The organism is Stenotrophomonas maltophilia group sp. Smal32 (genome assembly GCF_030237085.1).
GTDB classification, from domain to species: Bacteria; Pseudomonadota; Gammaproteobacteria; order Xanthomonadales; family Xanthomonadaceae; genus Stenotrophomonas; species Stenotrophomonas maltophilia_Q.
Genome location: NZ_JASJSI010000004.1, coordinates 65,402 through 89,070 on the forward strand (window position 1 = coordinate 65,402; position 23,669 = coordinate 89,070).

Genomic DNA, 23,669 nt, shown 5'->3' on the forward strand with positions numbered 1-23,669 from the left:
TCAGGTTGTTCCCGCTGGCGCGCCCGGGATGGCAGGCGCGCATGATCGAACGGTTCCCAAGATGACCACCACCAGCGACACCACCACCGAAGCGGCGCCGAGCAACGCCCCCCTGTTCTACACCCGTCCGGTGCCGCTGCAGGCCGATGTGCATGCCGACCTGCGCATCCTGCCGGGCAGGCTCGAGTTTGCCGCGGGCAACAACGCCATTCCGCTGGTGCTCGGCGAGTTCTCGCTGGCACTGCACCACTTCCCGATCCTGTTCGCTGGCCCGACCGCGGTGCCGATGGCCGCCGTTGGCGTGTCCGACCAGAACCTGTTCATCAAGGACGGCCTGTGGGAAGACGAGGCCTATATCCCGGCCTATCTGCGTCGCCATCCCTTCATCTTCATCGACACCGGCTCGGACAATGATTTCCTGCTGGGCATCGACGAAGAGAGCTCGCGCGTGGTCAAGGGCGGTGACGAAGGCCAGCCGCTGTTCGTCGACGGCAAGGCCACCGACATGGTGCAGCAGGCGCTTGAGTTCTGTGGCCAGTTCACCCGTGAGCACGAACAGACCCAGGCCTTCTCCAAGGCCCTGATCGACAACGGCCTGCTGGTCGAGCGCAATGCAACCGTGCGTACCCCGGATGGCCGTGAGTTCAACCTCAATGGCTTCCAGGTCGTCGACGTCGAGAAGTTCGTCGCGCTGCCGGAAGCCACCGTGGTCGAGTGGCACCGCAGCGGCTGGCTGGCCCTGATCCACCAGCACCTGATGTCGCTGGGTCGCTTCAACGACCTGACCCGTCGCCAGGTCGAGCGTCTGGCGGCCTGATCAGGCCCTGGGCACGGCTTCCGCAGTGCGGGAGCCATGCCATTGCTGCAGGGCTTGCAGCAGGCGTCGCGCATCGACCCAGTCGGGCGTGGGCTCGCCAGCCAGGTCCCACAGGTCGGCCGCAGTGTCGGCCTGCGCGGCGGCGCCGCACATCTGCAGTGCGCCCTGCAGGCGATGGGCATGGTGGCAGAGGGAGGCTGCATCAGCGGCTTCCACGGCCTGTTCAATCTGCGCCAGTTCGTGGCGGATGTCTTCCCGATAGATCAGATCCCGGCAGGCAGGGGCTACGGACCGCTCGGTGTAGCCGTCAATGGGCAGGTCCAGTGCCAGCAGCAGGTCCGCGACCTGCAACGGCTTGGCCAGGCTGGCATCGAAGCCAGCCTTGCGGGCGCGTATTGCGTGCCGGGGCCCCTTCCTTGCTGATAGCGCAATCAGTCGCAATGGCTGTTGTGCCTGACGGCGCAGCTGTGTGGCCAATGCATAGCCGTCCATGTCCTGCAGCCCGATGTCGAGCAGCACCACGCTGCGCGGTTGTGCGGCCTGCTCGGCGAGCGCGCTGGCGCCGTCGGCAAGCGCGCGCACGTCGGCGCCCAGCCGTCGCAGCTGCTCGCCGATGATCCGGCGATTGAGCGCATGGTCCTCGACCAGCAGCAGGTCGAGTCCAGCCAGTGGCGTGTCGCTTTCGGGCGTGCCGACCGGCCCTTCGCTCTTGCTGACTGCCTGCACCGGCAGGCGCAGGGTGAAGCGACTGCCACGCCCATGCACGCTGTGCGCGGACAGATTGCCGCCCATCGCCCGGCTGAGTTCATGCGCGATCATCAGGCCCAGCCCGCTACCGCCGCGCGCCTGCCCGCCTTCACTCTGTTCGAACGGGCGAAAAAGAAGGGGCATCTGCCTGGCCGGGATGCCGATGCCACTGTCGATCACATCCAGCAGCAGCTCCTGCGGATGGTCAGGCGGTGTCAATTGCAGGCGTAGCTCGATGCCGCCGATATCGGTGAACTTCAACGCATTGCCAAGCAGGTTGCCGACAATCTGGCGAAACCCCTCCCGATCAAGCGCAACAGCCGGGGCGGGGTCGGGCTGGCACTCGAAGCGAAGCGCCAACCCCTTCTGTCGCGCGTGTGGCCGCAGGGCATCCAGCGATTGACGGCAGAGCCGGGCAATGTCGCAGGGTTGTGCCTGGGGTCTGTAGGTTCCGCTGGCCAATCGTGAGAATTCCAGCGATCGATTCAGCAGGCCACGCAGCGAATGCCCAGCCGCATGCGCGGCCGCGAGTAGCTCACGCTGCCGCTTGGGCGATGGAGACTGGCCGAGCAGGTCGATCGAGGCCAGCACGGCCTGCGCAGCATTGCGCATCTCGTGGCTGATCATGCCGACTGCGCGCGCGTGGCTCCGTCCCTTGCGGGCCCGGTGGCTGTGCACCGCGCGCCACAGCAGAGGGGTGCCGGCCAGCGTGGCAAGCAGGGTGAGCAGCCAGGGCGAAGAGGGCGCGCGCATCCAGTCCAACGCGCGCTCGACGGTCGCTGGCACTGCCTGCTGAGCCCATGCCTGCAACAGACTGGCATGTTCTTCCAGTGTGATGTCGCGCAGGCCCTGCTCGATGCGCAACAGCAGTTGCCGGTCCTCGTTGCGCGTAAGCAGGTGAAGGTCGGTGGAAAAGTCGCTGTCGAACCGCTGAAGCTGCAGTTGCCCGCGGAAGTGATGGCGGATCAGGGGCCGCAAGGTCGTTTCCAGGCCGATTGCGACGTCGGCGATGCCGCTCTCGACCGCCGCCAGCGCGGCATGCCGATCGGCCAGGTGCAGCCGCTTGATGCTGGGATGGTGCAGGGCAAGCCAATCGGCGTAGGGCCCGCCTTCGACGACGGCCAGCACCCTTGTTCCCAACTCCACGATATCGTGCGGCAGGGGTTGGCCGGCGCGTCCGGCCAGCATGGTTCTTCCTCCGGGAAACGCGACCGACTCCAGCAGCCCGGGGCACGGGCGTGGCTGCTGGCGGGACTGCCCCATTACCAGTACCAGATCGGCCTTGTGCTGGCAGACCGCGACAACCGAGGCGCTGCCGCTGGGATAGGCCTGCTCCAGGAAGCGCAGCCGTGCGTGTCGTTCCACAAGGCTGGCATAGCCATGTGCAAGGCTCGGCATCGGCGCCGAATCGGCGAGGGTGGCGGGCATCTGGCGCAGGGCGGGTGCGGTGGCCACCCGGACCTCGCGGCCGGACTCCCATGGCCGGATTGGCGCGTCTTCTGCGGAAGCCACAGGCAACAGAAGCAGCGCCAGCAGCAGGGCCGGCATGTGCAGGCGCATTCGACTGGCCGTTCTCACATCGCCTCCAGCTGTCGTCGCATGGCGTAGATCTCGGCATCGTTGCGCAGCCCGAGCTTTCGCAGGGCCGCGGTCTTCTGCGTGCTGATCGTCTTTACGCTGCGATGGCGTTGAAGCGCAATCTCGGAGACGGTCAGGCCTGCGAGCAGCAGATCGAGCACTTCACGCTCGTTGCGGCTGAGTTCGTCGAAAGCGGCCGGCAGCGTGCAATCGGGAGGCAGTCGTGACAACCCCTGCGACACCCGCACGATGGCATCCGAAAGCATTGCCAGCGGTTCGGCCTTGCTGACAATGCCACTGATGCCGCTGGCGATCAGCTGGCTGACGTGCGTGGTGGGCGAGAGGGTGGCGAAGGCGAGCAGGGGCACGCGAGCGAAGCAGTCACGCAGCAGGCTTACCAGTTCTGTGGCACTGCGGTCTTCGCGGCCCAGTGCAAGGTCGATGATTGCGACGTCCACGGACATCTTCCGCAGGCTGCCGATGAATTCGTCGCTGCACGCATGGCTGGCGACGATGCTGAAACGGTCATCGCCGGACAGGTGCAGGGCGGTACCACGACGAACGACTTCATGGTCGTCCAGGAGCGCCAGCCGCAGCCGACGCGGTGCAGGAATTCCATTCATGCGCTGGGAGGTGATCGGCGCCCGTGGGGCGTGATGATCATTCTGGCGCTGCTGTCGCGTCGAACATCGAAATTGCTTGATTTTTGCGATTATTCCTAAGAGTCGATGTGCTGCATCCATCGATTCCGGGCTATCCATCGATGGTATGGATTGCCAGGCCGGGGGCAATCCGTTTCCGCAAGCGAGATGGCGCCTGGTGCGGATGTCATCGGGAAACATCTGGGGCAGCACGGCGCCGATCCGCGCCCACCGGGATCGACTTCATGGTGTCTGATCGTTGCCGTGCAGGCTGCGCGCCATCTCGCTGGTTCCAGCCCAGCCAAGGTCGGCGTACAGTGGCGCCCCCTGCGCGGTGGCATGCAGGACTGCGTAAGTGGCGCCACGTTCGGTGAAGGCGTCGTCTGCCAGGGCCATCAGCTTCCGGGCGATACCGCGGCGGCGATACTCCGGTTCCACGTAGACGTTGAGGACGTAGCCGCGGTAGCCCTGGTCCGGATGGGCAGGGTGGGGCGGCCAGTCGATCAGCATCAGGCCGATGCCGGCGATGGTTCTGCCGTGGTCTGCAAGGACATGGCCGAAGTACTCGCCAGAGGCCAGGCGCGGCGCCAGCCAGGAACGGAAAGGAGCCGCCATCGCCCGCAGGACCTCCTCGGTTCGCCCGCTATCGCGGAACATGGCTTCGCGGTGGGCGCAGATTGCATCCAGGTCGCCCGCACGGATCTGCCGCACTTCAAGCCCGTTCCATGTCGCCTCTGCGTGGCTGCCCATCATGCTGATCCCCGGCTCAGGTCTGTCCGGCAATTCTGGCACCCTCTGCCGGGCGATGCATGACGAAGAACGCAATCGGCACTTCGCTGCCATGCACTACCGGATGGACTGCGGCACACGCCGCAGTTGGTGGATGTCGTAGCCCATGTCGGCGATGCGCTGCACCGCCTTCTGGTAGTCGCCATCGGACACCTGGGGCGTGCGCGCCATGTACCACACATAATCGCGTTTGCTGCGCGCCACGATGGTCTGTCGGTAGTCGTCATCCAGCCAGGCGATGATGTACTCGGCCTGGATCGGCCAGATGAACTGCATGCCCCAGACTGCGCCATGGCCTTCCTCTTCGACATGGCCGATGGGATGCATCGACTTCGGCGGGGCATCGAAGCTGCCCTTGCGATAGGTGAAGGTGGTCTGGATGCGCCCGTCCGGCTTCAGGGCATAGCTTTCCACCGCATCGTAGGCCTCGCGCTCGGGCCAGGACGGAATATGGGCGATCACATACCAGTCGCCCATGAAGCGCGGCACATCCACCGAGGGCGCACGCGGAAGTGCCCGGGTGTCGCTGGACGAGCAGCCCGAGCCGAACAGGCCGACCGCGATCAGCGGAAGCAGCGAGAACATGCGCATGTCACACCTCAGCGGGGACGGAACAGGTAATGGGCCACCAGCCATTGCTGGCCATCGTCGTAACCGAACAGCTCGGCACACGCCATCCAGAACATCCGCCAGCGTTGCCACCAGATGCGCGCAGCCGCAGGCCCATAGGTCGCCGCCAGCACCGGCATCACCCGATCGCGTGCCGCGTCCTGATTGGCCAGCCAGTGTTCGGCAGTGCGCTGGTAGTGGGTGCCGTCCAGCAACCAGCGCTGATCCAGCCGCAGGTCGCGCTGGAAATGCAGCAAGGTATCGGCGGCGGGCATCAGGCCGCCGGTGAAGAAGTGGCGGCCCATCCAGTTGTCGCCGCCCTCGGTTTCGAACGGGTACATCAGCGTGCGGTGGGCGAAGATGTGCACGAACAACGCACCGTCCGGCTTCAGCCACTGTGCAATGCGCGCCAGCAGGCGCTCGTAGTTGCGCACGTGCTCGAACATCTCGACCGAAACGCAGCGATCAAACTGCGCGGTGGGCAGTTCCAGCTGGTTCACGTCACGGGTGAGCACTTCCACATTGGGCAGTCCGCGCGCCTGGCATTGGGCCATGATGTGTTCGCGCTGGCTGTGTGAGTTGGACACGGCCGTGATCGTTGCGCGCGGGTAGCGCTCGGCCATCCACAGCGTCAGCGAGCCCCAGCCACAGCCCAGTTCGAGAATGTGCTGTCCATCGGCCAGGCCAGCGCGCTGGCCGTACAGCTCCAGCATCGCCTCTTCAGCCTGGTCCAGCGTTTCGTGGCCGGTGGGGTAGTAGCAGCTGCTGTACTTCAAACGCTTGCCCAGGCAGGCCTGGAAGAACGCCGCAGGCACTTCGTAATGCTGGCGATTGGCTGCATCGGTATGCAGTGCCAGCGGGCTGTCGGCCAGTTCGGCGATGCGGCGGGCGAAGCGCGCGGACTGCGCTTCGATACCACCTGCCGATTCTTCCTGCAGGCGCTGCGCGCACAGCCGTCGGATACCGGCACGCAGCGCAGCGTCCGGCACCAGGCCGCGTTCGGCCCAGGCGGTCAGCCCGGTTTCTGCTTCCTCGGCCGGATTCAGTGACGGTATCGCGCTCATGCGGAATGCTCCTTGGAAGGGTGGGGGAACCAGGGGAAGAACATCGGCGTGCTGCGCTGGTAGGCGCGGTAGTCGTCGCCGCGGCTGCGCAGGGCCTGCTTTTCGGTGAACGGGATGCCGCTCAGATAGCGCAGGAATACATACATCAGCACGGGGCCGAGCCAGGCCAGCCACCACAGCGGGGAGCCGACGGCCAGCAGCACGTAGGTGAACCAGTGCAGCCACTCGAAGAAGTAGTTGGGGTGGCGGGAATACCGCCAGAGCCCATCACGGCAGGTACGGCCTTTGTTGGCCGGGTTCGCGCGGAACCGGGCCAGCTGGCGGTCGGCCAGCGCTTCTCCGCCCACGCTCAGCAGCCAGACGAACGCGGCCGCCAACGCCCAGGGGGGGGTGCCAGCGGCTTGATTGGCAGCGACCGCGACGAAGGGCAGCGCAAACAGCACCACCAGCAGTGCCTGCGCCATGAAGAACGCGAAGATCTTTCCCTGGTGTCCCTGCCAGTGCTCTCGGAGGTAGCGATAGCGCCCGTCCTCTGCTTCGTGCCGGACCCGATGCCAGAGATGAAGGGCCAGGCGACCGCCCCACAGGCCGCCGAGCACAGCCAGCGCCACCCGTGGCGTCACCGCACCATCGCCCAGCAGCGCCAGCAACAGCGCGGCGGCAGCCACGCCTTTGGCCCAGAGCACATCCACAACGCCGATGTTGTGGTGGCGGCGCTGCCAGGCCCAGCCCCAGCTCATCACCAGTAGCGCGTAGAGCAGCACCCAGAGCAGGTTGATCATGATGACGCTCCGGCGAGAGGGGGTTGTGGCGTAGTACGCGTGCCGCCAAGGGCGGCGCGGCACAGGAGGGAAAGCGCAATGGCCCAGCCCGTGCCGAGGACCAGGACGCCATGCCACGTCGGGCTGTTGAACTGCACCGCGCCGAATCCACGCGCGGCCGACAGGTAGGCCAGTGGCGCCAGCACCAGGCCGAAGAGGGGCGGCAGGGCAGGGTGTCGCTGCAGGAAGCGCATCGAGGTGCTCAGGGTCATGGCGAATGAAGCCCACAAGGCCATGATCCAGGGCGGCGGCGCCCATCCCAGCGGGGCAGCGGCGTAGCGCACGGTGCCGCTGGCGGCAGCGCTGGCGTCGACCAGCCAAGCGCAGGCCAACGCTAGCAGCAGCAGCCGCAGGTCCAGTCGGGGATGCGCCGACGTCAGCAGCTGGCTGCCGATATACAGCGACGCGGCCAGCAACGCGGGCCACTGCCAGCCGCGCCCGGCACCAGCCACCGCGCACAGCCAGACCAGCTGGTTGCCAAGCAGGTTGGCCCAGAACCGGCGCATTTCAGTTGCCTTCGCCAGCCGGGACCGCGGGTCGATGGCCCGGGCGCGCCAGCAGCAGATGCGAAACACCGATCGAACGCTCCAGGAAACCGCCTTCGCAGTAGGCCAGGTAGAAGTCCCACAGGCGGCAGAAGCGCGCATCGAACCCCTGTGCCTGCACGGCGGGCAGCTGTGCGAGGAAGCGCTGGCGCCAGGTGCGCAGGGTCAGCGCGTAGGAATGGCCGAAATCCTGCTGGGCGATCAGCTGAAGGTCGCTGGACCGCGTCTTGGCCGCCATGATCGCGTTGATGGAGGGAATGAAGCTGCCGGGGAACACGTAGCGCTTGATGTAGTCGACGCTGCGCCGGGCCTGCTCGTAGCGATGGTCCTCGATGGTGATGGCCTGCAGCAGGGCAACGCCATCGGGCTTCAGCAGCCGCTGCAGCGTGGCCATGTAGGTGTCCAGGTACTCGGCGCCGATCGCTTCGATCATTTCGATCGAAACCAGCTTGTCGAACCGGCCCTGCAGGTCACGGTAGTCCTGCATCAGCAACGTGACCCGGTCCTGCAGGCCGGCGGCCCGAACGCGCTCGACGGCCAGCGCATGCTGTTCGGCGGAGATGGTGGTGGTGGTGACGTGGCAGCCATAGTGCTGCGCCGCGTGCACCGCGAAGCCACCCCAGCCGGTACCGATTTCCACCACCCGGTCACCCGGCGTGAGTTGCAGCTGCTGGCAGATGCGGTCCAGCTTGCGGCGCGAGGCAGACTCCAGCGATTCGGATTCGCTGGTGAACAGCGCCGACGAGTACATCAGGTCCGGCGACAGGAACAGGGCGAAGAAATCGTTGCCCAGGTCGTAGTGGGCGGCGATGTTGCGCCGGCTGCCCTCGCGGCTGTTGCGGTGCAGCCGGTTCCAGCCGCGCAGCAGCCAGCCAGCCACACGGGCCGGGCCCTGCTCCATGCCATCAAGCAGGTCGCGGTTGCGGACCAGCAGGCGTATCAGAGCCACCAGATCATCGCAGTGCCATTCGCCCTGGATGTAGCTCTCGCCGGCGCCGACGCTGCCCTGCGCAGCGACCTTCCGGTAGAACGCCGGGTCATCAATGGTCACCGTCACCTGCAGCCCGGCATGGGCGTTGCCCAGCCGGACCTCGCCAAGGGCATCGCGCACGCACAGGTGGCCATCACGCAGGGGGGCAAGCTGTGCCAGCAGCCGGCGGCGCAGGAAGGCGTCCAGCGCGCTGGGGCGCGGCAGGGTCACCGAAGGTGTCATCGAGTTCATCGCGGTTTCCCGGCAAGGGTGGGGTGGTCGTGTACGGGGTTGCGCTTCAGCCACAGCCGCAGTGCGTGCCAGTGGATGGCGGCCACCACCTGGGTGGTCATCAGTGGATAGCAGGCCAGAACCCGCGCCAGGCCGCGGCCATCCAGAGGGCGGCGTTGCAGCGTCTGGGTGGCATCGAACTGGCGAATGCCGTCTCGCCAGACCTGCATGTGCACACGCAGGTCCTCATCGGGGCTGTTGAAGCGCCAGTCGTAACGGCAGTCCATCGGCATGAACGGCGAGACGTGGAATCGCTTGTCGAACTGCCAACGCAGTGACGCACCTTCGTGGACGGCCGTGGCGACCGGCAGCACGTACGCGTGCCGCTCCTTCCAGGGCGTATTGGTGATCTCGGCCACGATGCAGTCCAGCGAACTGCCGTCGGCCTGGTAGCAGTAGTAGAAACTGACCGGGTTGAACACATGCCCGGCAAAGCGAAGGTGCGTCAGCAGGCGTACCGGCCCCGAAGGTCGATGGCCAAGCGTCTGCGCGGCATGGTCGCGCACGGCGTCTGCCAGAGGCTGTGCGGGATCGCCGAAATAGTCGCTGCGCCGGAACTCGGCAAGGTTGCGCCGATTGACCGACCACAGCCAGCGCCCGGCAAACACGGTCTCTAGTTCATCCAGGTCGAGCAGCAGTTGTGCAACCGGATAACGGAACGTATGCGGATGCGGGTGATGCCGGCGATGCATCACCTGCCCGAAATAGAGTGCGCTGGCGCTCATGCCGCCACCTCGCGCGCCAGCGATACCTGGCGATGCGGTGCGCAGGCCAACAGCGCATCCACCACGCGGCGGGCGCTGCGAATACCATCCTCATGGAAGCCCCAGCCCCAGTAGGCCCCTGCGAACCAGGTGTGGCGATGGCCCTGCAGGTCTGCCCATCGCTGCTGCGCGCGAACCGCAGCATGATCGTGCACCGGGTGTGCATAGTGCAGCGTGCGCAGCACCCTGGCCGGGTCGATGGCTTCGCTGCGGTTGAGGGTGACCACCAATGGCGTGCTGCCGGGCAGGCCCTGCAGCAGGTTCATGCAGTAACTGACCGTGCAGGGCGCGGTTGGATCCCGCGGTACATGTGCATTCCAGGCGGCCCAGGCCTTGCGGTTGCGTGGCAGCAGCGAGGCATCGGTATGCAGTACCGCTTCGTTGGATTGGTAGCGGATGGCACCCAGCACCTCGCGCTCGACGGGGTCGGCATCACCCAGCAGGGCCAGGGCCTGGTCGCTATGGCAGGCCAGGATGACTTCGTCGAAGGCTTCGACGCCGGCGGCACTGTGCACGCGTGCGCCCTCAGGCGTGCGCTCCACCCGCTGCACCGGGCACTGCAGGCGCTCATGCACCCGCCAACGGCGGCGCAGTGCATCCACGTAACGGGCCGACCCGCCGGTAACGACCCGCCAGGAGGACCGCCCGGTCATCTGCAGCATCTGGTGGTTGGCCATGAACTGGGCCAGATAGCGCGCGGGGAAGTCCTGCACCGTGGCGGTGGGAGACGACCACAGTGCCGAGGCCATCGGCAGAAGGTGCTCTTCAATGAAGGCCTCGCCGTAGCGCTGATCGCGCAGGTACTGGCCCAGCGTTGGGCCTTCGTCCTCGCCCAGCAACAGCGGGGCATCCCGATAGAAGCGGCGCAGGTCGGCCAGCATGCCCCAGAAGCGCGGCGATACCAGGTTGCGTCGCTGGCAGAACAGGCCATCCAGCGAGGTGGCGTTGTACTCCACGCCGCTGCGCTCGCTGTGCATCGAAAAGCTCATGGTGGTCGGCTGCGAGGCCACGCCCAGCTCATCGAACAGTGCCGTCAGCAGCGGGTAGTGCCGGGGATTGAAGACAATGAAGCCGGTGTCCACGGCCATGCGCGTGCCGTCTATCTGCACGTCGTGGGTATGGGTGTGGCCGCCCAGGTAATCGTTGGCCTCGAACAGCGTCACCTGGTGCCGCTCCTGCAGCCACCAGGCGCTGGCCAGCCCCGAGATGCCTGAACCGATGATGGCGATGCGCATGTCAGTACCTCGCCTTTGCCAGCACCCATTCGGGGACGGGCTTGAGTCCCTTGACCAGGCCGAACGCCGCCATCACGCGCAGCCCGTACCAGGTCAGGTCGATCTCCCACCAGCGGAAGCCCTGGCGTACGGTGCCGGGGAAGAAGTGATGGTTGTTGTGCCAGCCTTCGCCGAACGTCAGCAGGGCCAGCCAGAGGTTGTTGCGGCTGTCGTCGCGGGTCTCGAAGCGGCGACGACCGAAGCGGTGGGCCAGCGAGTTGATGGTGACCGTGGCGTGGAACAGCACGATGGTGGAAATGAAGAATCCCCACACCAGCAACTGCGGGCCGGAGGTGTGCAGGCCCGGCGCCCAGTGTTCCAGTGCTGCGCCCAATGCATAGAGGCCGATGGCCAGCAGCACGGAAATGGCGGTGTCGAAGCGGTCCAGCCAGCGCAGTTCCGGGAAGCGCGCCAGGTCCGGCACCCGCGACAGGTCGGTGGCGAAGGCTTCGCGGGTCAGGAACCAGCCCATGTGGCTGCGCCAGAAGCCTCCCTCGCGCGGCGAATGCGGGTCCAGTGGCTGGTCTGCGTGGCGGTGATGGTGGCGATGATGGGCCGCCCACCACAGCGGGCCGCGCTGCACGCTGGCCGCGCCGATCACCGCGAACACGAACTGCACCGCACGCGGTGCCTGGAAGGTGCGGTGTGAGAAGTAGCGGTGATAGAACGCGGTGATGGCGAACATGCGCACCGCGTAGAGCGCTGCGGCCACGATGACAGCCGTCCATGAGACACCTACCCAGATCACCGCGATGCACGCCACATGCATCAGTGCGAACGGCACCGCACGCAGCCAGTCGATGCGGCCCGACTGTTCCGCGCCAACGTCCGCGGCTTCGCCGGTATCAACCCAGCGCTGCAGGGTGCGCAGCAGGCGCCAGCGTCGACGGGGGAGGGGCGATACAGAGGCCATGGCGGATCTCGGCGGGTGTCGTGTCTTCCTGTACGCACCAGAATGCGCAATGGATGCGACGTGTTGCGGTGAATGTTGGCTTCACGTGTTCGTAACAGGGCAGCGGTCGACCAGTGGCTGCGCCCATGCCTGTTGCCACTCAGACGCGGGGCGTTGCGCGGGAGGTGCGCTGAAGCGCACCGTCACCCGCGGATAGGTGCCGCGTGCATCGCGCAGGTTGCTGGTGCCATTGAATTCCAGAAGGCGCCTGTCGGCGTTGGCATAGACCAGCGACAGGCGGGGTGCGACGCCGCCATACCAGGTGTCGAGGCTGACCTCGATCGACTGGGCGTCGATGCCTTGCCAGCGCAGGGCGCCGGTATGCCGCACCTGCACCGGGAAGTAGCGCTGCCGCCCGGGCACCAGGAACGGCATCGACACGCGCTCGCCCTGCATCAGCGCTGTCCAGTGCAGGCGCACCGCCGCGTCGAATCCCGCATCGATCACCGCATCCGGCGGCAAATCAAGCCTGCGCTGCCGGGGCGGGCTGGCGGCATCCTCCTTCCAGACGACGGACACAGCGCCGCTGGCGGCCTCGATCTCGGCCGTCTGGCCACTGCGCCGGTCCTGCAGCGTATAGCCACGAGCCTGCGCCAGGGGGCTGGCCGGCAGGTGCTTGCGGGCGAACGGCTGGCCACCGGGGCACTGGTACAGCACCCAGTGCTCGGCCCCCTCGCTGGCGTCGCGGCGCCAGTGAACTTCGTGGTAGAGGATCCGGCCCTGCGAGGACGTCGCCACGCCCTCGCTGCGCAGCCAAGGGGTCGCCAGTCCGGCGTGGGGCAGGCACAACAACAGCCAGGCGATGCGCATGGCATTCATCCGTAAGGGCGGGTCCAGGTCGTACGGCGGGCGGGGCGGGTTGGATGCGCAATGCGGGCTGCATCCGATTGCCATTCCCGCGCGTACAGGGGACAGACCTTCACCCGCCCGCCGCGAACGCAGATGTATCCTGACGCCGCCAGCACCCTCGCCAACTTCAACAGCGCACGCATCGTGTCCAGCTCCCAGCAGCCCAGCAGCGAGCCGAAAAACTGGGCCGGCGACATGGACGGTGTCGCGCGGCTGCGCGACCGCGACTGTTTCATGCGGATCTACGACCATTTCATGCCGCGCCTGTGCGTCTATCTGCGCGGGCTGGGCGCGCCCGAGGCGGTGGCCGAGGAGCTGGCGCAGGAGTGCCTGCTGCGCCTGTGGCTGCGCGCGGCCGACTATGATGCCGCGCAGGGTGCGTTGAGCACCTGGCTGTACCGCATCGCCCGCAACCTGCATATCGACCGCGTGCGCCGCGAGCGCAGCTGGATGCAGGTACAGGTGGCGGTGGAAGACGCGGCAACGATGGACGTGGTCGAGCGCAGCAGCGCCGAACAGTTCGCCGACCAGGCCCGGCTTCGCCAACGCATCAATGAGTTGCCGGCAGTGCAGGCGCGGCTGGTGCGCATGTCCTACTTCGAGGCCAAGAGCCACAGCGAGATCGCCGAGGCACTGGGCATGCCGCTGGGCACGGTGAAATCGCACCTGCGGCGTGCGTTCCTGCAACTGCAGTCGAAAGTGGGAGGTGCGCTGTGAATCCGCACCACCATCTGCACGAATCCACACTGATGAGCTACGCCGCAGGCGCGCTTCCGGCGCCGTTGAGCATCGTGGCGGGCGCCCATCTGGAGCAGTGCCCGCACTGTCGCCAGCGCCTGCGCGAGGCCGAGGCGATCGGATCGGTCTTGCTGGAACAGACCCAGCCATCCACGGGCGATCTACGCCGCGAGCAGTTGCGCGACGCGATGTTGATGCGCCTGGCGACGGATGTGCCTGCCGCGGCAGTGTCATCACGGACCGTTTCCAGAGAGCGCCCCGAAGCCGATCCGGACCATCTTCCTGCGTCACTTCACCCGTATTTCGGCGCGTCGCTCAGTGGCCTGCGCTGGCGCTGGATGGCGCCGGGCGTGCACTGCATCCGTGCCGAGCAGATGCCTTCGCTGATCATGCTGAAGATTGCCCCGGGCAAGTGCCTGCCGATGCACAGCCACGGCCGAAGCGAGCTGACCCAGATCCTGCGGGGCTCGTACAATGATGCGTTGGGGTTGTTCGCGCCCGGCGACGTGGCGGACCTGGATGGGGACGTGGAGCACCAGCCGGTGACCGCGCCAGGGGTGCCGTGTATCTGCGTGTCGGCGCTGGATGCACCCCTGGTGTTCAGTGGCTGGCTGGCGCGGAAGGTGCAGCGTTTCGTGAAGCTCTAGCGGGGCGGGAGAGGGTGATGGCGAGGGCAGAAGCATTGCGTGTTCTGTTGACCGGCGCCGCCGGGTTGGTGGGGCAGGGCGTGGCGTTGGCCTGCCAGCGCTCATCGCAGGTCGGCCATCTGACCGCGCTGGTACGGCGTCCGGGCAGCCTCAGCGGTGCGGGAAGCGAGCGGGTCGTGCCGGATTTCCTGCGCATCGATGAGCAGCGTGACGATCTGGCTGGCTTCAACGCGTGCTTCTATTGCGCGGGCGCGCCTCCGGTGGGCACCGCCGAAGCCGAGTACCGGCGGGTGACGCTGGACACCACACTGGCCGTGGCCCGCGCGTGGGCGGCAGTGAATCCCGACGGTTGCTTTCTGTATGTGTCCGGCGCCGGCGCGGACCCGCAGAGCCGGGTGATGCCGCTGCGGATCAAGGGCGAAATCGAACTGGCGCTCCGCAGGATGCCGGTGCGTACCGTGATGCTGCGCCCGGGAGGCGTGCGGCCGGTATCGGGAACCGGCACGCGCCACGCGGTGCTCAAGCCCCTGTACTGGGGTGGCGCGCCGCTGATGAAACTGGCGGGCGCACTCGTCCCTTCACTGGTCACCAGCAATCTGGCGGTGGGCCAGGCGATGATCGCACTGGCAGGAAGAGAGCATCCGCCTGCCACGGTGGAGTGCGCGGACATCAACCGGATCGCGGCAGGCACGCGTGATCCGGCGGCGTGAGCTCAGTGCGCGGCAGCGTCCAGCGCGGTGCGTACCGCCTGTGCAAGGTCACTGCGGGTAAACGGCTTCGGCAGCAGCGCAGCGAACCGACCCTGACTACCCACCGCCTCGTGGTCGCGTGGATAGCCCGAAGTGAACAGCACAGCAACTTCAGGCCAGCGCTCGCGGACCTCGCGGACCAGTTCCCAGCCCGACATGCTGGGCATCACCACGTCGGAGAACAGCAGGTCGACCCTCGTGTCCGGGCGCTCCAGCAATCGCAGCGCGGACGGTCCGTCATGCGCTTCCAGTACGCGGTAGCCCAGCAGGCGCAGTGAATCAACCGTGTGCGCGCGCACATCGTCGTTGTCCTCGGCCACCAGGATGGTTTCCTCACGCGGCGCGTAGCCGGCCAAGCCAGACTGTGGCGCACGCGCTTCGCTGGGCAGCGCCAGCGGCGAGCGCGGGAACATCATGGTGATGCTGGTGCCGCCGCCTTCCACCGAATCGATCAGGACATGACCGCCGGACTGCTTGACGAAGCCGTGCACCATCGACAAGCCCAGCCCAGTGCCACGGCCGACCTGCTTGGTGGTGAAGAACGGTTCGAACACGCGCGCCAACGTGGCTGCATCCATGCCGTGCCCGTTGTCGCGCACGCGAAGCATCACGTACTCGCCGGGTTCGGCATCGGGGAACAGCGCGGCGTAGTCATGGTCCAGGTGGCTGTTGTCGACCTCGATGACCAGCCGGCCACCGTGAGGCATTGCATCTCGGGCATTGACCGCCAGGTTGAGCACAGAGGCCTCCAACTGGCTGACGTCGATCTCCACGCACCAGATGTCCTGGGCGCTGCGGATCTCCAGTTGCACCAGTTCGCCCAACGCACGCTGCAGCATGTCGTGCATGTCCAGCAGGCGGTCGTTGAGGTTGGCCGCCTGGCTATGCAACGGCTGGCGGCGGGCAAATGCCAGCAACCGCTGGGTGAGGCTGGCGGCACGTCCCACGCCCTTCAGGGCATTGTCCAGGGCGCGACCGACCAGCGCGGCCGGTTCACCAGCGCGCTCGCTGAGCAGCATGGCGTGTTCGACGTTGCCGGAGATGACCGTCAGGATGTTGTTGAAGTCGTGGGCGATGCCACCGGTCAGTTGGCCCACGGCCTCGATCTTCTGCGACTGGCGCAGCGCGTGTTCGGCCTGCAGCCGGGCGGTGGTTTCCACCGCTTCGGAGACCACGGCCGTAACCGCACCGTCTGCGTCCAGCAGGGGGCGGAACGAGAAGTCGAAACTGCGCCGCCCGGTCGGCAGCTCGATATCCAGCGCATGCAGCGAGCTGTGGCCGTGCACGGCATCGGTGACGGCCTGATCAACGGTGGTGGCAACCTCGTCGGTCGTGGCGAACCACGGCGACTGCACATAAGGCTGGCCCACCACATCCTTCTTGTCGGCCAGCACGGCGGCCAGCGAGGCGACGTTGGCATCAACCACGCCGCCGGAAAGATCGAGCAGTACCTGGTGCTGGAAGCTGGATTCGAAAATGGCCTGCAGGCGACGCTTGCTGGCCCTCAACTCGGCCGTGCGCGCCTGGACCTGCCGCTCCAGTTCCTGGTTGTCTTCGCGCAGCGCCAGTTCGGCCTGCTTCAGCAGGGATACGTCGCTGGCCATGCAGATGTAGCCAACCACACTGCCGTCGGCCGCATGTTCCGGCACGCAATCCATCTGCACGAATCGTGACTGGCCACTGCGATGGATCAGCTCCACCTGGAAGCTGGAGCGCTCGCCCTGAAGCACGCGCTCCAGGCTGGGCAACGCATGTTCAAACGCAGAAATGCCACTGACTTCCCGTGCGGTGCGGCCCAGCAGTTCGGCAAGGCTGAAGCCATGCCAGTCCAGAAACGCCTTGTTGGCAAACCTGTAGCGATGGTCCTTGTCCAGCTGGGCGATCAGTGCAGGAACGGCGTCGGTCACCTGCTGCAGCTGGGCCTGGCTGTCGTTCAGCGCGGCCTGCGCATTGGCAAGCTGGGTGCGCTCGTGCGCCTCCTGGCGGGCGCGGCGGATCGCATCGGGCAAGCGTTGCAGGCGTTGCTTCACCACATAGTCGCGGGCACCGCGCGTGAGAGCCTGGACCGCCAGCTCCTCGGTCAGCGTGCCGGAGACAAAGATGAAAGGCGTCTGTGGCACGCGCTCGCGTGCCAGGGCAAGTGCAGCGTCGCCATCGAAGCCAGGCAGGACATGATCGGCGAGGATCACGTCGAACGGTCGGCTGTCGATTGCCTCGATGAAGGCGTTGCGGGTCCACAGGCGCTCGGCCTCGAAGTCCAGGCCGGCGCGCTGCAGCTGTGCGGTGATCAGCTCCGCATCGAGCGCACTGTCCTCCAGCATGAGGATGCGCAGGCGCTCGCTGCTGCGCGATCCATCATGCATTGTGCTGCCCCGTACCGGAGGGGCGATGTGGCGGTGGCTGGTTGGTGATGCCCCAGAACATGCCCAACCCCTGGATCGCGTCGAAGAATTCCTTGAAGTCGACAGGCTTCACCACGAAGGCATTCACACCCAGTTCGTAACTGCGCACGAGATCCTGCTCTTCGCGGGAAGAGGTCAGCATGACGATCGGGGTGCTGCTCAGCTGCGGATCTCCGCGAACCTGTTCCAGCACTTCCAGACCGTTGACCTTGGGCAGCTTCAGGTCCAGAAGCACCACCACGGGGCCACCATGGTTGGCCCCGGCGAACTTTCCCTCGCAGCGCAGGTAGTCCAGCGCTTCGGCGCCGTCTCGTACATGGATGACGTCATTCAGCAGCTGGCAGCGCGACAACGCGGCCAGTGTCAGTTCGGCATCCTTTGGGCTGTCCTCGACCAGGAGGATCGGCCGCAGGTCCCTCATGGGTAATCTCCTGTGGAACGGGGTAGGGTGAAGTGGATCGTGGCGCCCTTGCCGGGTTCGCCTTCGGCCCAGGTGCGGCCGCCGTGGCGGCCGATGATGCGACGCACGTTGGCCAGGCCGATGCCGGTGCCTTCGAATTCCTCGACGTGATGCAGGCGCTGGAACACGCCAAACAGTTTGTCCACATAGCGCATGTCGAAGCCGCAGCCGTTGTCGCGCACGAAGAAGTGATCTTCATCGTCGCTGCGTTCGTGGCCGACCTCGATCACCGCCTGGTCGCGCTCGCGGGTGAACTTGACCGCATTGGACAACAGGTTCTGCCAGACCAGGCGCAGCATGGTCGGGTCGGCTTCCACCTCCGGCAGCGGCGCCATCGTCCACTGCACATCGCGACCGGCGTAGTCCAGCGCCAGGCTCTTGCGGACATCCCCGACCAGCGCAGCCATGTCCAGCCGCACCCGTCCCAGCGTGGAGCGTCCCATCTGCGAGAAGCTGAGCAGGTCGTCCACCAGCGTTCCGGCGGACTTTGCCGACTCGACGATGGTGTCCAGGAAGCGGCGCTCGGTCTCGTTGAGGCGTTCACCGGCCGAGCTGCCCAGCAGCTCCGAATAACCGACGATATGGCGGAAGGGGGCGCGCAGGTCGTGGCTGACCGAATAGGAGAATGCCTCCAGTTCCTTGTTGCTGCGCAGGAGCTGCTCGTTCAGCTCGGCCATTTCCTCGGCCTTGCGCAACACGACGTCGACGATGGCGGTTCGCATCTCGTGCGCGGCATCGCGATCGGCGTCACCCCATGGCAGGCTGCGCTGCTGCACGGTCTCCTTCCATGCCTCAAAGGAATGGCGTGGAGACAGCACGACATCCGGCGCTGCGGTCTTTCGGGGATCGCCACCCCAACTGACAGTACGCACCACCTCTGGGCGGAACCACATCAGGTAGCTGTCATGCAGCTGCGAGATGGAGACCGCCAGCAGGCCACTGGCCACCTCCGCCAGGCGAGCGCCCTCCGCCCAGTCGGCGGCCAGATGATCAGTGCAGTAGATTTCCTGGCCGGCATGCTGCGCGGACAACCAGTCGGTCAGCGCCAGGACGTCGCTGGCAGAAGGGCACCGGCCAACGCGCATGCAGTCGCCCTTGTGCACGATGGCCGCGCCAGCGGCACCGGTCAGCGACAGCAGGCTGGTCTCATCCAGGCGCAGCGCGGCAATGAAGTCCTCGTCACCGGCCATGCGTCCCAGCAGCTTGACCAGCACGGAACGGCGAACCACGCGTTCCTCGATCGCGCGCGCACGCTCCTTCAGGGCAATCTGCAGCGACAGGATCTGGCCCATGAACTCGCAGGCCGTGCGCACGTGGTAGGGCAGGCGGCGCGGCTGCACCGTATGGCACGACATCAGCCCCCACAACTGGCCCTCATGGACCAGCGAGACCGACATCGACGCCCCGGTGCCCATGTTGCGCATGTACTGCAGGTGCACCGGGGATACGCTGCGCAGCACCGCCAGGCTCAGATCAGTCGGCGGTGCGTCGCGATGCTCCTCGGCCCGCATCAACGGGGCAGGGGTGTAGTTGTTGTCCGCGATCAGGCGCACCCGGTTGCGGCGGTAGAGTTCGCGTGCCTGGGCGGGAATGTCAGATTCAGGAAAACGCAGGTCCAGGTACGAGGGCAACAGGCCATTGCCTTCTTCCGCCACCACGATGCCGTTCCAGCCGGCGTCGAACTGATAGACCAGGGTGCGATCGAAGCCGGTGAGCCGGCGCATGTGCGCGGCGGCCAGCTGGCACAGGTCTTCCACCGTCGAGGCCGATTCGATGGCGGTCATCAGCTCGCGGATGGCCGGATACAGCTCTTCAAGAGAACCGGGCTGGCCCGCAACCGGCGCTTCCAGCTCGACAAGGAGGTCGGTGGCGGAGCGATGCACCAGCAGCTGATGGCGGCCGTGGCCATCCAGGTGCACGGCGCCCACATGCGCACTGCTGCCGATGGTGGTCTGCCGGAGCAGCGCCTGGAAGGGCGCCAGCACGCCACCGAGTACCTCACTGACGTGCTGAAGCAACGGCTCGCCGAACTGCTGAAGGACGCTCGGCTGATGAAGGACGCTCGGCTGACTGATGGCGCGCTCGCGCACCCGCAACGACTGCGGCTCCAGCACCAGAAGCACACCGTAGGGCTGGATCGCGCCGGGTGTGTGGATGGGTTCGCGCGCACAACGGGACAGCGCAAGGTCGGGCGTGGACTGGGCAGAAGGCATCAACGGAGGGGCTCATGTTTCATGGATGGCTGGAAAAGCCCAGCGATACATCCGGCTAGCAGGGATGGTGAAGCAAAATCGCGCATTCGCCTACCACCTGATGCCCGTGAAGGCCGTTTCATTCAAACCTGAATTCTTCATCTACACAGCGGCGGACGATGTGTAAGGCGCCCGTGCAGAGGTTTTGCATCCAATGCATATCGGCTGCACGCCAGCTCGACAGCGATTGTCCTAGGGTGAATCCACCTCCAACCGTTGCCACGCCCGTGAACCTGCAGACGCTCCCACCTCTTCCGTACCGCATGCTGCCTGACAGCTGCCAGTTTGAACTGCTGGATGTGGATGCCCTGCAGGATCCTGCCAGCGGTCGTCTTCTGCACCTGTACTCGCTGGTGGCCCGCTGCCTTTCCTGCGAAACGGTGTTCAAGGCAGAGGAAGGCCAAGGGTTGGTGAGCCATTCTGCAGCCAGAGTGGTGCGCTGCCCCACCGGCTGTGGTCAGCAGGCCTTCAAGTCGTCGCTGTTGCGGGCGTGGCGCCCGCAGGCCATTGCCCAGGCTTGACTCAGATCTGTTGCGCTCACAGCAGTGCGGGATTGGCGCGCCACACCGCGTAGTTCAGCGCGCAGGCAAACACGATCCAGGCCAGGTAGGGAAGCAGCATTACTGCCGCAATGCGGCTGACGCGCGCAAACCTGACGATCGTGGCGCACACCAGCGCAATCAGCAGAAGAATGTCCGCGAACGCAAGGGCGCCAAGTTTCCAGCCGAAGAACAGCCAGCTCCACAGTGCGTTGACGGCCAACTGCAACAGATAGAGCCGCAGTGCCGGTTGCGCGCCGCGCCAGCCGCGCTCGCGCCAGACCCGCCAAGCCGCAACCGCCATCAGCGCATAGAGCAGCGTCCACACCGGGCCGAACACGCCGGCCGGCGGCGCCCACGCGGGCAGGGCAAGCGTGGTATAGAAGGTGGCCGCCGATGAAGATGCCCACGCGCCCAATGCGGCCGCAGCGAAGGTGATCGCCAACCAGCCCAGAAACCCGGAAATCTGTGTGCCGCGCTTCATCCCGATACCGCTCCATGCTCCGTATGCCCCTGCATACGCATGAACGCGGCATATGGATGCAGATGCCGCGGCATTCAGTCTGAGGATCCGCCAGTGCCTGTTGGCAGCAGGGAAGGGCGCTCGTCAAACCACTCGCGCGCCTTGGCCAGGTGCCACTGGCGCTGGTCGCCATCCAGTTCGATGCCCGCGCCCAACAGCCCCCAGCGCAGATAAAGGTCGCCGCGCTTGCGCTGCTCCAGCAGATCCAGTCGCGCGCGCACCGACAGCCGATCATTCTCGGCCTGCAGGCCATCAATCACCAGATGGCCCGGGCGCCAGCGCAGCCTGGCCTGCGCATCCACCTGGCCGGAGTCCAGCAGCGACAAGGTCCAGCGCGGGTAGTCCGTGCGCTCGGCGAACAACGCCAGCAAGGGGCGCGCATCACTGAGCGCCAGGTCGGTGGTGGCGTCCACCTGGAAGGGCGATTGCGCATCGATGCGGCCGCGTCTGAAGGTGGCACGCCCTTTCCACGCCGTCGAGCGTTCCGTGCCGGCCACCTGCACGTTGCGTAGCTCGACCGTGGTGCCGGACAGGTCGAAATGACGCTGGTTGAAGTCGCCCCGGCGCAGCGTTGCGTTCACGTCCACATCGCCGCCCATGTCCAGCCCTGCCACCCTCGCACTGGTGCCGCGCCCCTGCAGGCGGGCCGTGCCATGGCCAACGCGGCCATCGGTATCGAGGGTGGCATCACCGCTGAGTAAGCCGGTGCCGCGCAGCAGGCGCACCTGTTTTGAACCGAGATAACGGTTGTAGGCGGACAGATCTGGAATGGTGGCTTCGCTGAAGCTCAGGTGCGCGCGCACGCCCTTGCGCAGTTCCTGCAGACGACCGTCGCCGGTCAGGTCCAGCGCCAGATTGCGGCCGTCGAACAGCCGAACGTCCTTGGCATCGGTGGGACGCGCGGTGAAGCGGGGCAGGCGGACCGCAAGCAGCGCCTGATTCGGAGTACCTGACTTCAGTTCCCCATGCGCGCTGGCGGTACCGGCAAGCCGGACGCCGGCGACCTCGGCAACTGCTTCGGCAGAGGGAATGTCCACCGTGCTGCCTTCGCTCAGCTCGCCATTGTGCAGCCGCAGGTCGGCCTTCAGCGTGCCGCCGCCGTCCAGTTGCAGCCACGGCTTGCGGACGAACAGGGCAGGGATCCAGTTGAGCGAGGTGAATGTCCATTCGCCGCGTACCGTACCTGAACTGCGCTCCAGCAACTGGCCCGGATCCTGGAAGGGGATTTCACGGCCGGTGATGTGCAGGTCCGCGTCCACTTCGCTGCCTGAGTCGGGCCGTGGTGGCAGGCGTGCCTGCAGGCGCAGGTCGTTGGCCACGTTGAGCTGAAGGGCCAGCACGCCGCGGTCTGGAGCCCCGTCGCCAAGATAGAGCGGCACCTGCCAGAGAGCGCGGTCGCCGGGTTGCAGCTGACCATCGATCAGGTGTGCCGAGAGCTGCAGGCGGCCCGGCACCGGGGCGCTGGAGATCTTCGGGGTGGTGGCATCCGTATCCATACGCAGGCCCTGGCTGCGTGCATCAACGTCCAGCTGGGCATGCAGGATCTTCAGTTTGGCCAGCCCAGGCGCCTGGTCACGGTAGTGGCGTGGGTAGCTGAAGCGCGCAGCCAGGTTCATGTCGCCCAGCAGCTGCACGCCGTCGAAACTGGTGTCTGCACCCTTGAATGTGACTGTTGAATCCAGCAGTTCCGAAGGACCGCCGCGCAGCTGCTTGACGAAGCCGACCGTGCCCTGGCCCTTGCCGATGATCAGCAGCTTGCCGAAACGGGCGCTGCGGATGCTGTCGCTGTGGATGGCATCGAACCGCAGCGTCCAGCCCTGGTCGCTGCGCGGGGGCGGCGGGATGGCCTCTTCAACACGGCTGATCTCGGCCGAGACGCCCGTGGCCTGCAGGCGCGGAACCCGCACTTCGCGCTGGAACAGCGGCAGGACTGCCAGCCTGGCGCTTGCCCGGTCGGCATGCAGCACGTAGACGGTGTGGTTGACGTGGCCGCGCATGTGCACGTTCCAGGCGATCACGTGGCCGGGCAGCAAGGTGAGGGCTGGGCCCGTGGTCATCACGAACTTGTGCGGCTTGCGGTTGGTGACCTGGTCGAACAGTGGCGTGTTGAGGAAGATGTTGCCGGCCAGCAGATACAGCAGGTAGATGCCCAGCAGGACGTAGCCAGCGACGCGCCATCGGCGGAGCCGGTGCGGGATGCGCGCGGAAGTAGGGGGCATGTACTGCTCTAAGGGCCGGAATTCACTCAACTATTGCCGAACCGATGGCGGTGGCGCGTGAAGCGGGTGCGGGGCGCTTGCTGGAATCTGCTAGTACCCGGCCTGGTCACGACCACAGATCTGCAGTAGACGCATGGAGATCCGGCCCGCCCGTGCAGGCGATTTCGACGTGATGTGGGGCATGCGCGACGCAGGATGTGCTGCCTTTTCAAGACGGCCATTCGCGGGCGCTTTTGAGGGCAGCACGTTTCGCACGCATTGGTTCCAGGCCCAGACACCCCCACGCTGCTTCCACGTACCAGGAGGTCGCCAGTCGCAGCGCGGCATCGCTGCCACGATCGCACAAGATCATGGGTGGCGTGCGCCTGATCGGTGCAGCCATGGCGTGCAGCGGCGGTGGCAATGCTGGTGGCTTCTGCAGCCAGCCTG

The 23,669-nt window shown here is 66.3% G+C and carries 22 protein-coding genes; 5 read left to right on the forward strand and 17 right to left on the reverse strand.

Going from position 1 to position 23,669, the window contains the following annotated elements:
* Positions 1-61: 61 nt before the first annotated feature.
* Positions 62-817, forward strand: coding sequence for a SapC family protein (locus QRO91_RS01780; RefSeq protein ID WP_012480151.1), 756 nt, complete (start codon positions 62-64; stop codon positions 815-817).
* Here QRO91_RS01780 and QRO91_RS01785 read toward each other — a convergent pair whose 3' ends face one another.
* The 12 genes from QRO91_RS01785 to QRO91_RS01840 form a co-directional block, all read right to left on the reverse strand.
* Positions 818-3,124: an ATP-binding protein gene (locus tag QRO91_RS01785; protein ID WP_285310208.1), complete on the reverse strand. Its 2,307-nt coding sequence runs from the start codon at positions 3,122-3,124 to the stop codon at positions 818-820.
* Positions 3,125-3,138: 14 nt separating this feature from the next.
* A complete protein-coding gene (locus tag QRO91_RS01790) occupies positions 3,139-3,765 on the reverse strand; it encodes a response regulator transcription factor (RefSeq protein ID WP_049429297.1) in 627 nt (208 codons plus the stop codon).
* A gap of 261 nt (positions 3,766-4,026) precedes the next feature.
* Positions 4,027-4,533 carry a GNAT family N-acetyltransferase gene (locus QRO91_RS01795; protein WP_049429301.1) on the reverse strand — a complete coding sequence of 169 codons (507 nt, stop codon included), beginning with the start codon at positions 4,531-4,533 and terminating at the stop codon, positions 4,027-4,029.
* Between the two features lie 96 nt (positions 4,534-4,629).
* Entirely contained in the window at positions 4,630-5,163 is a 534-nt protein-coding gene (locus QRO91_RS01800; RefSeq protein ID WP_197650006.1) for a lipocalin family protein, read from the reverse strand.
* Positions 5,164-5,171: 8 nt separating this feature from the next.
* On the reverse strand, positions 5,172-6,245 hold the full coding sequence (locus tag QRO91_RS01805; RefSeq protein WP_285310209.1) for a cyclopropane-fatty-acyl-phospholipid synthase family protein: 1,074 nt from the start codon (positions 6,243-6,245) through the stop codon (positions 5,172-5,174).
* On the reverse strand, positions 6,242-7,027 hold the full coding sequence (locus QRO91_RS01810; RefSeq protein ID WP_100443512.1) for a DUF1295 domain-containing protein: 786 nt from the start codon (positions 7,025-7,027) through the stop codon (positions 6,242-6,244). Before QRO91_RS01810 ends, QRO91_RS01805 begins: the two co-directional genes overlap by 4 nt.
* Positions 7,024-7,572, reverse strand: coding sequence for a DUF2878 domain-containing protein (locus QRO91_RS01815; protein ID WP_197619153.1), 549 nt, complete (start codon positions 7,570-7,572; stop codon positions 7,024-7,026). The genes QRO91_RS01810 and QRO91_RS01815 overlap by 4 nt, the downstream gene beginning before the upstream one ends.
* Before the next feature lies 1 nt (position 7,573).
* Positions 7,574-8,833 (reverse strand): cyclopropane-fatty-acyl-phospholipid synthase family protein, encoded by a 1,260-nt coding sequence (locus QRO91_RS01820; protein WP_049429292.1) that lies wholly within the window; start codon positions 8,831-8,833, stop codon positions 7,574-7,576.
* Positions 8,830-9,597 carry a DUF1365 domain-containing protein gene (locus tag QRO91_RS01825; protein WP_049429291.1) on the reverse strand — a complete coding sequence of 256 codons (768 nt, stop codon included), beginning with the start codon at positions 9,595-9,597 and terminating at the stop codon, positions 8,830-8,832. Before QRO91_RS01825 ends, QRO91_RS01820 begins: the two co-directional genes overlap by 4 nt.
* The gene (locus tag QRO91_RS01830; protein ID WP_049429290.1) at positions 9,594-10,871 is read right to left on the reverse strand and encodes an NAD(P)/FAD-dependent oxidoreductase; all 1,278 of its coding nucleotides are present in this window, start codon (positions 10,869-10,871) and stop codon (positions 9,594-9,596) included. The genes QRO91_RS01825 and QRO91_RS01830 overlap by 4 nt, the downstream gene beginning before the upstream one ends.
* Position 10,872: 1 nt before the next feature.
* Positions 10,873-11,823 (reverse strand): acyl-CoA desaturase, encoded by a 951-nt coding sequence (locus tag QRO91_RS01835; protein WP_197650007.1) that lies wholly within the window; start codon positions 11,821-11,823, stop codon positions 10,873-10,875.
* Positions 11,824-11,904: 81 nt separating this feature from the next.
* Complete coding sequence (locus QRO91_RS01840) at positions 11,905-12,672, reverse strand: hypothetical protein (protein WP_197619157.1); 768 nt, start codon at positions 12,670-12,672, stop codon at positions 11,905-11,907.
* A 132-nt stretch (positions 12,673-12,804) separates the two neighbouring features.
* Between QRO91_RS01840 and QRO91_RS01845 the strand changes: the two genes are divergently transcribed.
* Genes QRO91_RS01845 through QRO91_RS01855 form a run of 3 tightly spaced genes read left to right on the forward strand, consistent with a single transcriptional unit; the run spans position 12,805 to position 14,806 of the window.
* Positions 12,805-13,428: a sigma-70 family RNA polymerase sigma factor gene (locus QRO91_RS01845; protein WP_049429288.1), complete on the forward strand. Its 624-nt coding sequence runs from the start codon at positions 12,805-12,807 to the stop codon at positions 13,426-13,428.
* Positions 13,425-14,096, forward strand: a complete 672-nt coding sequence (locus QRO91_RS01850) for a ChrR family anti-sigma-E factor (RefSeq protein WP_049429287.1) — start codon at positions 13,425-13,427, stop codon at positions 14,094-14,096. Before QRO91_RS01845 ends, QRO91_RS01850 begins: the two co-directional genes overlap by 4 nt.
* Positions 14,097-14,113: 17 nt before the next feature.
* Positions 14,114-14,806, forward strand: a complete 693-nt coding sequence (locus tag QRO91_RS01855; RefSeq protein ID WP_100443511.1) for an oxidoreductase — start codon at positions 14,114-14,116, stop codon at positions 14,804-14,806.
* 2 nt (positions 14,807-14,808) lie between these two features.
* Here QRO91_RS01855 and QRO91_RS01860 read toward each other — a convergent pair whose 3' ends face one another.
* From QRO91_RS01860 to QRO91_RS01870, 3 genes are read right to left on the reverse strand one after another with little or no spacing between them, the layout of a single operon-like run.
* Positions 14,809-17,208: a hybrid sensor histidine kinase/response regulator gene (locus QRO91_RS01860; protein ID WP_197650008.1), complete on the reverse strand. Its 2,400-nt coding sequence runs from the start codon at positions 17,206-17,208 to the stop codon at positions 14,809-14,811.
* On the reverse strand, positions 17,201-17,668 hold the full coding sequence (locus QRO91_RS01865; protein WP_100443510.1) for a response regulator: 468 nt from the start codon (positions 17,666-17,668) through the stop codon (positions 17,201-17,203). Before QRO91_RS01865 ends, QRO91_RS01860 begins: the two co-directional genes overlap by 8 nt.
* Positions 17,665-19,920, reverse strand: a complete 2,256-nt coding sequence (locus QRO91_RS01870; protein WP_285310210.1) for an ATP-binding protein — start codon at positions 19,918-19,920, stop codon at positions 17,665-17,667. Before QRO91_RS01870 ends, QRO91_RS01865 begins: the two co-directional genes overlap by 4 nt.
* 266 nt (positions 19,921-20,186) lie before the next feature.
* On the opposite strand from QRO91_RS01870, the gene QRO91_RS01875 reads away from it, so the two are divergent.
* A complete protein-coding gene (locus QRO91_RS01875; protein ID WP_049429282.1) occupies positions 20,187-20,480 on the forward strand; it encodes a hypothetical protein in 294 nt (97 codons plus the stop codon).
* A 16-nt stretch (positions 20,481-20,496) separates the two neighbouring features.
* Here the strand turns inward: QRO91_RS01875 and QRO91_RS01880 are convergent, their stop codons facing one another.
* Together QRO91_RS01880 and QRO91_RS01885 are read right to left on the reverse strand one after the other, a co-directional pair.
* The gene (locus QRO91_RS01880; RefSeq protein ID WP_049429281.1) at positions 20,497-20,982 is read right to left on the reverse strand and encodes a TspO/MBR family protein; all 486 of its coding nucleotides are present in this window, start codon (positions 20,980-20,982) and stop codon (positions 20,497-20,499) included.
* Positions 20,983-21,056: 74 nt separating this feature from the next.
* Positions 21,057-23,240: a hypothetical protein gene (locus tag QRO91_RS01885; protein ID WP_049429280.1), complete on the reverse strand. Its 2,184-nt coding sequence runs from the start codon at positions 23,238-23,240 to the stop codon at positions 21,057-21,059.
* Between the last annotated feature and the right edge of the window lie 429 nt (positions 23,241-23,669).

What these genes read in the sequence shown, in the direction of transcription:
- QRO91_RS01780 (WP_012480151.1), top strand. Translation starts at nt 62, where the DNA reads ATGACCACCACCAGCGACACCACCACCGAAGCGGCGCCGAGCAACGCC.
- QRO91_RS01785 (WP_285310208.1), bottom strand. Translation starts at nt 3,124, where the DNA reads ATGCGCCTGCACATGCCGGCCCTGCTGCTGGCGCTGCTTCTGTTGCCT.
- QRO91_RS01790 (WP_049429297.1), bottom strand. Translation starts at nt 3,765, where the DNA reads ATGAATGGAATTCCTGCACCGCGTCGGCTGCGGCTGGCGCTCCTGGAC.
- QRO91_RS01795 (WP_049429301.1), bottom strand. Translation starts at nt 4,533, where the DNA reads ATGGGCAGCCACGCAGAGGCGACATGGAACGGGCTTGAAGTGCGGCAG.
- QRO91_RS01800 (WP_197650006.1), bottom strand. Translation starts at nt 5,163, where the DNA reads ATGCGCATGTTCTCGCTGCTTCCGCTGATCGCGGTCGGCCTGTTCGGC.
- QRO91_RS01805 (WP_285310209.1), bottom strand. Translation starts at nt 6,245, where the DNA reads ATGAGCGCGATACCGTCACTGAATCCGGCCGAGGAAGCAGAAACCGGG.
- QRO91_RS01810 (WP_100443512.1), bottom strand. Translation starts at nt 7,027, where the DNA reads ATGATCAACCTGCTCTGGGTGCTGCTCTACGCGCTACTGGTGATGAGC.
- QRO91_RS01815 (WP_197619153.1), bottom strand. Translation starts at nt 7,572, where the DNA reads ATGCGCCGGTTCTGGGCCAACCTGCTTGGCAACCAGCTGGTCTGGCTG.
- QRO91_RS01820 (WP_049429292.1), bottom strand. Translation starts at nt 8,833, where the DNA reads ATGAACTCGATGACACCTTCGGTGACCCTGCCGCGCCCCAGCGCGCTG.
- QRO91_RS01825 (WP_049429291.1), bottom strand. Translation starts at nt 9,597, where the DNA reads ATGAGCGCCAGCGCACTCTATTTCGGGCAGGTGATGCATCGCCGGCAT.
- QRO91_RS01830 (WP_049429290.1), bottom strand. Translation starts at nt 10,871, where the DNA reads ATGCGCATCGCCATCATCGGTTCAGGCATCTCGGGGCTGGCCAGCGCC.
- QRO91_RS01835 (WP_197650007.1), bottom strand. Translation starts at nt 11,823, where the DNA reads ATGGCCTCTGTATCGCCCCTCCCCCGTCGACGCTGGCGCCTGCTGCGC.
- QRO91_RS01840 (WP_197619157.1), bottom strand. Translation starts at nt 12,672, where the DNA reads ATGCGCATCGCCTGGCTGTTGTTGTGCCTGCCCCACGCCGGACTGGCG.
- QRO91_RS01845 (WP_049429288.1), top strand. Translation starts at nt 12,805, where the DNA reads ATGTATCCTGACGCCGCCAGCACCCTCGCCAACTTCAACAGCGCACGC.
- QRO91_RS01855 (WP_100443511.1), top strand. Translation starts at nt 14,114, where the DNA reads ATGGCGAGGGCAGAAGCATTGCGTGTTCTGTTGACCGGCGCCGCCGGG.
- QRO91_RS01860 (WP_197650008.1), bottom strand. Translation starts at nt 17,208, where the DNA reads ATGCATGATGGATCGCGCAGCAGCGAGCGCCTGCGCATCCTCATGCTG.
- QRO91_RS01865 (WP_100443510.1), bottom strand. Translation starts at nt 17,668, where the DNA reads ATGAGGGACCTGCGGCCGATCCTCCTGGTCGAGGACAGCCCAAAGGAT.
- QRO91_RS01870 (WP_285310210.1), bottom strand. Translation starts at nt 19,920, where the DNA reads ATGCCTTCTGCCCAGTCCACGCCCGACCTTGCGCTGTCCCGTTGTGCG.
- QRO91_RS01880 (WP_049429281.1), bottom strand. Translation starts at nt 20,982, where the DNA reads ATGAAGCGCGGCACACAGATTTCCGGGTTTCTGGGCTGGTTGGCGATC.
- QRO91_RS01885 (WP_049429280.1), bottom strand. Translation starts at nt 23,240, where the DNA reads ATGCCCCCTACTTCCGCGCGCATCCCGCACCGGCTCCGCCGATGGCGC.